6 protein-coding genes are annotated in these 6,129 nt (G+C 45.1%); 3 read left to right on the top strand and 3 right to left on the bottom strand.

Annotated elements, in window-relative coordinates; all coding sequences use genetic code 11:
• The 3 genes from QUB52_RS23945 to QUB52_RS23935 form a co-directional block, all read left to right on the top strand.
• Positions 1-270: hypothetical protein (locus QUB52_RS23945; protein ID WP_332976287.1), on the top strand; the 270-nt coding region annotated here is incomplete at its 5' end.
• A gap of 106 nt (positions 271-376) precedes the next feature.
• Positions 377-1,693 (top strand): homoserine dehydrogenase, encoded by a 1,317-nt coding sequence (locus QUB52_RS23940; RefSeq protein WP_332973013.1) that lies wholly within the window; start codon positions 377-379, stop codon positions 1,691-1,693.
• Between the two features lie 270 nt (positions 1,694-1,963).
• Positions 1,964-2,767, top strand: a complete 804-nt coding sequence (locus tag QUB52_RS23935; RefSeq protein ID WP_332973012.1) for a hypothetical protein — start codon at positions 1,964-1,966, stop codon at positions 2,765-2,767.
• A gap of 17 nt (positions 2,768-2,784) precedes the next feature.
• On the opposite strand, the gene QUB52_RS23930 is transcribed toward QUB52_RS23935, so the two are convergent.
• From QUB52_RS23930 to trpE, 3 genes are all read right to left on the bottom strand, one after another.
• Positions 2,785-3,261: a hypothetical protein gene (locus QUB52_RS23930; protein WP_265233510.1), complete on the bottom strand. Its 477-nt coding sequence runs from the start codon at positions 3,259-3,261 to the stop codon at positions 2,785-2,787.
• Between the two features lie 159 nt (positions 3,262-3,420).
• Complete coding sequence (locus QUB52_RS23925) at positions 3,421-4,305, bottom strand: PhzF family phenazine biosynthesis protein (RefSeq protein ID WP_332973011.1); 885 nt, start codon at positions 4,303-4,305, stop codon at positions 3,421-3,423.
• 271 nt (positions 4,306-4,576) lie between these two features.
• The gene (gene trpE, locus QUB52_RS23920) at positions 4,577-6,124 is read right to left on the bottom strand and encodes an anthranilate synthase component I (protein WP_332973010.1); all 1,548 of its coding nucleotides are present in this window, start codon (positions 6,122-6,124) and stop codon (positions 4,577-4,579) included.
• Positions 6,125-6,129: the final 5 nt, after the last annotated feature.

Raw genomic sequence — 6,129 nt, 5'->3', positions numbered from 1 at the left:
TCATCTTTATTTGGCAATTTTACTAGCTTTTTCATTTTAACCCTTTTTTGGCATACTCGCCAAAGTGAGATGCACCCAAACCAGAAACTGTTGTTAGAAAAAATGGGTCAACAGCAACAGCAATTTATCAGGCAAGGAAAACTGGAGCAAGAAAACCCGAAACTGTTGTTAGAAAACATGGATAAACAGCAAAAGGAATTGATCAGGCTAGGACTACTGACAATTTTTATAGTCTCAGTGTCGGTTTTGTTAATTTCACTGATTAAGTGATAGTAACTGTCGGCGTTTTTCCAACAGGTGTCTAATAATTAAGATATTTTAGCCCAAAATATTTTACAATAGTTGTGTATTAATTAAGTTTGTATAGGTTAAAGTCGTGGCTATAAAAATTGGTTTGCTAGGTTTGGGTACAGTTGGCGCGGGAACTGCAGAGATTTTGCTCTCCCCAGATGGGCGTCATCCGCTATTGCAGGAATTGGAAATCTATCGGGTGGGAGTGCGCGATATTTCTCGAACTCGGTCTTTACAATTGCCAGAAAATGTGCTGACAACTGACCTAGAGGCGATCGCCACTGACCCAGAAATTGATATTGTAGTAGAACTGATTGGCGGATTGGAACCGGCGCGATCGCTCATTCTGAAAGCGATCGCCAACGGGAAGCACGTAGTCACCGCCAACAAAGCAGTTATCGCCCGCTACGGTAGTGAAATCTTCGACGCGGCTAACGAAAAAGGCGTTTATGTGATGTTAGAAGCTGCTGTCGGCGGTGGCATTCCAGTCATTCAAACCCTCAAACAATCTTTAGGTGCAAACCGCATCAAAAGTGTGACCGGCATCGTTAACGGCACAACTAATTACATCCTGACGCGGATGCAGAGTGAAGGTGCAGACTTTGCCGAAGTGCTCGCGGACGCTCAGCAATTAGGTTATGCTGAAGCTGACCCTACAGCGGATGTGGATGGATTAGATGCGGCTGATAAAATTGCTATTTTAGCCTCGCTAGCTTTTGGCGGACGCATCAAATTAGCCGATGTTCACTGCGAAGGTATCAGAAAAGTTAGTGCGGCTGATATTGACTACGCCGACAAGCTAGGATTTGTGATCAAGTTGTTGGCTATTGCTGAGGAAAAATCCCAAAGTTCCAAGCAAAATGGGGATGAAGAAGCGGAACTCCTCTCGATTCGAGTGCATCCTACTTTGGTGGCGAAGACTCATCCGCTGGCGAGTGTCAATGGGGTTTACAATGCAATTTTAATCGAGGGAGATGCGATCGGGCAATTGATGCTGTACGGGCGCGGTGCGGGGGCTGGGCCCACAGCTAGCGCGGTGGTATCCGATATTTTGAATGTGGCGGCCATCCTGAAAACCGAAACTGTGCCGATTCCCCATCCTTTGCTGAGTTGCACTCACCAACACTACTGCAAAATTGCAGAAATGCAGGAACTTGTGACTCGGTATTACGCCCGTTTTCTGACGCGCGACAATCCGGGGGTAATTGGTAAACTAGGGACTTGTTTTGGCCACCATCAAGTTAGTTTGGAGTCTATTGTGCAAACTGGAATTCACGGCAATTTAGCAGAAATTGTGGTGGTGACTCACGATGTGAAGGAAGGTAATTTTCAGCAAGCGCTGGCTGAAATTCGGGCGATGGAAGCTGTCGATAGTATTGCGAGCACTTTGCGAGTTTTGTAAGCATTCCACAAGGTTGGTAGTGAGGACTTTAGTCCGCACCAAAGAAAGGACTAATACCAATTTCATAAAGTAGCGCTAGATATGACCCCCCCAACCCCCCCTTACTAAGGGGGGGCTAAGACTTCCTCAGCACATCTTTATAAAAATGGTATACAGTCCGCATCCAAGAAAGGACTAAAGTCCTGACTACGAACCTTTTTTAGATTGTTTTTAATAATTTAGTATGGATCAATACAATTGGATTTTGTCGATCGCCCTACAGGAAGGCACTTGCTAGATTCTATCTACGAAAAGTTTGCCAAACCCCAACTACACGATACTTTCAAGCTCAGCAATCCGTCAATTTACATTCGGCACGAATCTGGGCAAGTTGTTGATGGAAATTATACCATAGAAAAAGTCTTTGAAGACTCTGGTACTGGTTTTTATGCTGAAAGTCGTTTTCCCGTTTCTGGGAACAATCCGCCCGTGCTCGTGATTCGCGGCTACGGTTCTTGGTATCCTTTTGAGCGCGTTTTGGAAGATACGCCCGATGTATTTATCGCAAAAGTAGAACACCAGTTAAAAGCGGCGGAAACTGCGGGCGCTGTTGATTGGATAAAACAGCAATTTCACAGCGGAAATCCGCCGGATGTCATCGGAGAAAGTTTGGGCGGCAAAGTTGCTCAGCAAATTGCAGCAAAATACCCTAATTATCTGCGTTCTACTGTAAGTTTTAATTCTGTGGGCGTTTCGGAAAAGTTAGCTCAAACTTCCACCGCTAACAATGTTTTTCACTACTTTAGTTTAGGCGAAAGATATGCTTTTTGGGCAAATGAAGGCGATTACATACCGGGAACTATTTTTGTAATTTCCCAGAAAGGGGAAAACTGTTGTTACAAGCTAGAAGAGGCGATCGTCCGAAGGGCTCATTTTGAACGCAAGTTTCGCAAAAAACGAGTCCTGATCGTAATATTGGCTCAGTGGCTGTTGTTAAATCGGCATAATGCGATCGTCCTCAACAAGAAAAAGCCAGTAGTCGTTCAGATCGATCGCGCTCAATTGCAAATTTTCCGAAAAAGTCGCTTTGTTTAAATTCAGACCAAATTGCTTCAGGTAGCAGAGGGCTGATTTTCCCGCGCTGCGACGGCGAGTACCAGACAAAGGGCTGCGATCGCTTTTTCCCACTCTTCCTTAACAGCGGCGGGTTCAACCTCATCAAAAGCGCTAACTAAGCGAGGGATCGATCTTTCTAATGCTTTGCTGGGAATCGATTTGTGCAATTCAACTAAACGAGTTAAACTTTCTTGATTTTTCAGAAAACCCACTACCCATTTGGTAGTATGATCGGGACTGTCCGGGACATTTTGAATTCCTAGTTCTGTTTGCAACCAGTCGTAAAAAGGCGGGAGCTTTTTGGCTAAAACAGCTCCAGCAGTGGGCAAAGTTTCTTTGAGCAAAGCAGTATCGAGACTCCCCAATAGTTGATCTATTTCCGGTGATTCCAGCAAGCTGTTTAATGGGAGTGAAAGCATGGCTTCAGAAGCTTCAGGGGATAAATTCAAAGTCCGAGAAAAGGTTTGCAGCATGGGAAAGTATTTGGTATGGATGACTTTTTCACTATAACAATAACACGCCTCCATGAATATGAGCTACCTCATGTTAGCTGAATAGGTTCGTAGTGAGGACTTTAGTCCGCATCCAAACTGAGGACTAAAGTCCTCACTACGAACCTATATTTGAATATTCTAAACAAATTCTCCTTTCGCCACCATCACCACTTTACCTCCGACCAAAACTTCTATTTCTTCCTGATTTCTTTGAGCTTTCAGCAACAACAAAGAAGGTCTGCCAATCTCATAACCTTGTTCGACTCTCACATCAATCTTGGCTTCCCCGCAATAACCATATTCTACCAAATATCCAGCCAAACAGCCATTGGCACTCCCCGTCGCCGGGTCTTCGGGAATTCCTAATGAAGGGGCGAAAACTCGGACGCTTAAATCATTAATGTCGCTGTAGGTTTCCGGGCAGAAAATTAAAATTTCTTTGGCTTCTGTGGTATCGATCAGTTCAAAATATTTGTCTAGGTTGACTTGAGCTTTTTTGAGCGCTGCGAGGTTTTTTAACGGTACAATGATAAACGGAACTCCGGTGGAAACTTCTTGAATCGGGAATTTTAAATCAATTTCATCGACTTCTAAATTCAGAACGCTGGCGATAGTTTCGGCTGATAAAACTTTACCGAATGTTGGCGGGTTTTGTCGCATCCATAAAATATCTGCGGATTGATTATGATAATTAAAGGTGACAGGAATTTGACCGACGGCTAGATTTAGAATTACCCGATCGACCTTTTCGCCAATTATCTCTTGCTGCAACACAAACGCAGTGCCCAACGTCGGATGACCGGCAAAGGGCAATTCCTTCTTGGGCGTGAATATCCGCACGTCGTAGCCGTTATTTTGCCGATCGGGCGATCGCACAAATGTAGTTTCCGAATAATTGATTTCCCTGGCTATCAGCAGCATTTCGGCCTCTGAGAGCTCGGCAACTCCAGCGCCGCAAAATACAGCTAGCTGATTGCCAGCATATTTTGACTCGGCAAACACATCAACTATATAAAAATTCATAGTTCCCTCTTTTGATAGTATTTGTAGTCAGGAGTTGTCAGAAACCGGGTTTTTAGCACAATCTTTCGTTTTCACCTTCAAATTATCTCAAAAACCCGGTTTCTTTGGTGAAGGGCGGTGGCGAGAAACCGGGTTTTTAGCACAATCTTTCGTTTTGACCCTCAAATTATCTCAAAAACCCGGTTTCTTTGGTTGTACGCGCTGACAAAGCCTTCCTTCTTCCTTCTTCCTTCTTCCTTCTTCCTTCTTCCTTCTTCCTTCTTCCTTCTAATTACTTCAAACAGCGAATCGCCTGCAACATTCCCCTGGCTTTATTGAGAGTTTCTTCATACTCCAGATCCGGGTTAGAATCTGCCACCAAACCAGCACCGGCTTGCACAGAAACTGAATGTTTATTTCCATCTAAAGAGCGAACAACCATAGTCCGAATTGCGATCGCACTATTCAACTGTCCCTCAAAATCATAATACCCGTAAACCCCAGAATAGGGGCCACGGCGGCAACCTTCCAACTCGTGCACAATTTCCATCGCCCGAATCTTCGGAGCACCGCTAACCGTACCCGCAGGAAAACCAGCTTTCAACAAATCCCAAGCTGTCTTACCCTCGGCCAATTCTCCCACCACATTGCTCACAATGTGCATCACATGAGAATAACGCTCAATTCCCATCAATTCATCAACTTTGACAGTACCGTTTTTGCAAACTCTGCCTAAATCATTCCTGCCCAAATCGACTAACATGACGTGTTCCGCAATTTCCTTCGGATCTTGCAACAATTCAGCAGCCAAAGCATCATCTTGTTCGGGAGTTTTCCCCCGGCGGCGCGTGCCGGCAATCGGCCGCAAAGTTGCCATCCTTTTACCGTCAGCAGTATTTTCTGCCTTCACCATAATCTCTGGACTAGAACCGATAATCTGCCAATCTCCGAAATTGAAATAAGCCATGTACGGAGAAGGATTAATCAATCGCAAAGAGCGGTAAAGTGCAAAAGGATCGCCGCTATATTCCGCCTCCAGCCGCTGCGAAATTACTACCTGAAAAATATCTCCTGCTGTGATATAATCCTTGGCTTTCAAGACATTTTCACAATACTTGTCGCGGGTGATATTGCTGGTGTAAGCTAATTCTGTATTTTCATTTGTGGAACCGACATCTTGCTCGTCCCTCGGCGGAGTCCATTCTATGAGAGTAGATTGCTGGGAAAGCGGCGATTTGAGCTTATTTACTAGCTGAGAAACGCGATCGCACGCTTTGCCGTAAGCATCGGCCAAATCAACGCCAACTTCGCGCAAATCCGCATAGGCTACGGCCCAAATCTTCCGCTTCACCTGGTCAAAAATTAGCAAATTATCAACCTGCATCCACAACCCATCCGGCAAATCGTTTTCCCCCGCCGGATGCACGGGAACTCGCGGTTCTATCCACTTAATTAACTCGTAACCCCAAAAACCGAATAACCCGCCAATTCCCGGCGGTAATTGTGGCAATTTTACTGGTTTGTAAGGCTGCAAACACTCATTTAATGCTGCAAACGGATCGCCCGTAAATACTTTTTGCGAACCGTCGCGGTAAACTTGAGTTGTGCGATCGCCCCTAGCCTCCAAAATCCACAAAGGATCGCACCCTAAGAAACTATAACGCCCAAGTTTTTCCCCACCTTCCACCGACTCCAGCAGAAAACTGTAAGGTTGACCGGCGCAAACCCGATACCACGCAGAAACAGGCGTATCTAAATCAGCAACCCATTCTTGATACAGGGGCACAAAATTGCCTTGTTTCGCCAGTTCCGAAAATTGTGAGAAATCGGGAAATATCATATACT

Origin of the sequence: Microcoleus sp. A6-C6 (assembly GCF_036705955.1) — a bacterium.
Lineage (GTDB): Bacteria > Cyanobacteriota > Cyanobacteriia > Cyanobacteriales > Microcoleaceae > Microcoleus.
Note: the sequence above shows the minus strand (reverse complement) of the source record. Positions and strands in the feature narration are given on the sequence as shown.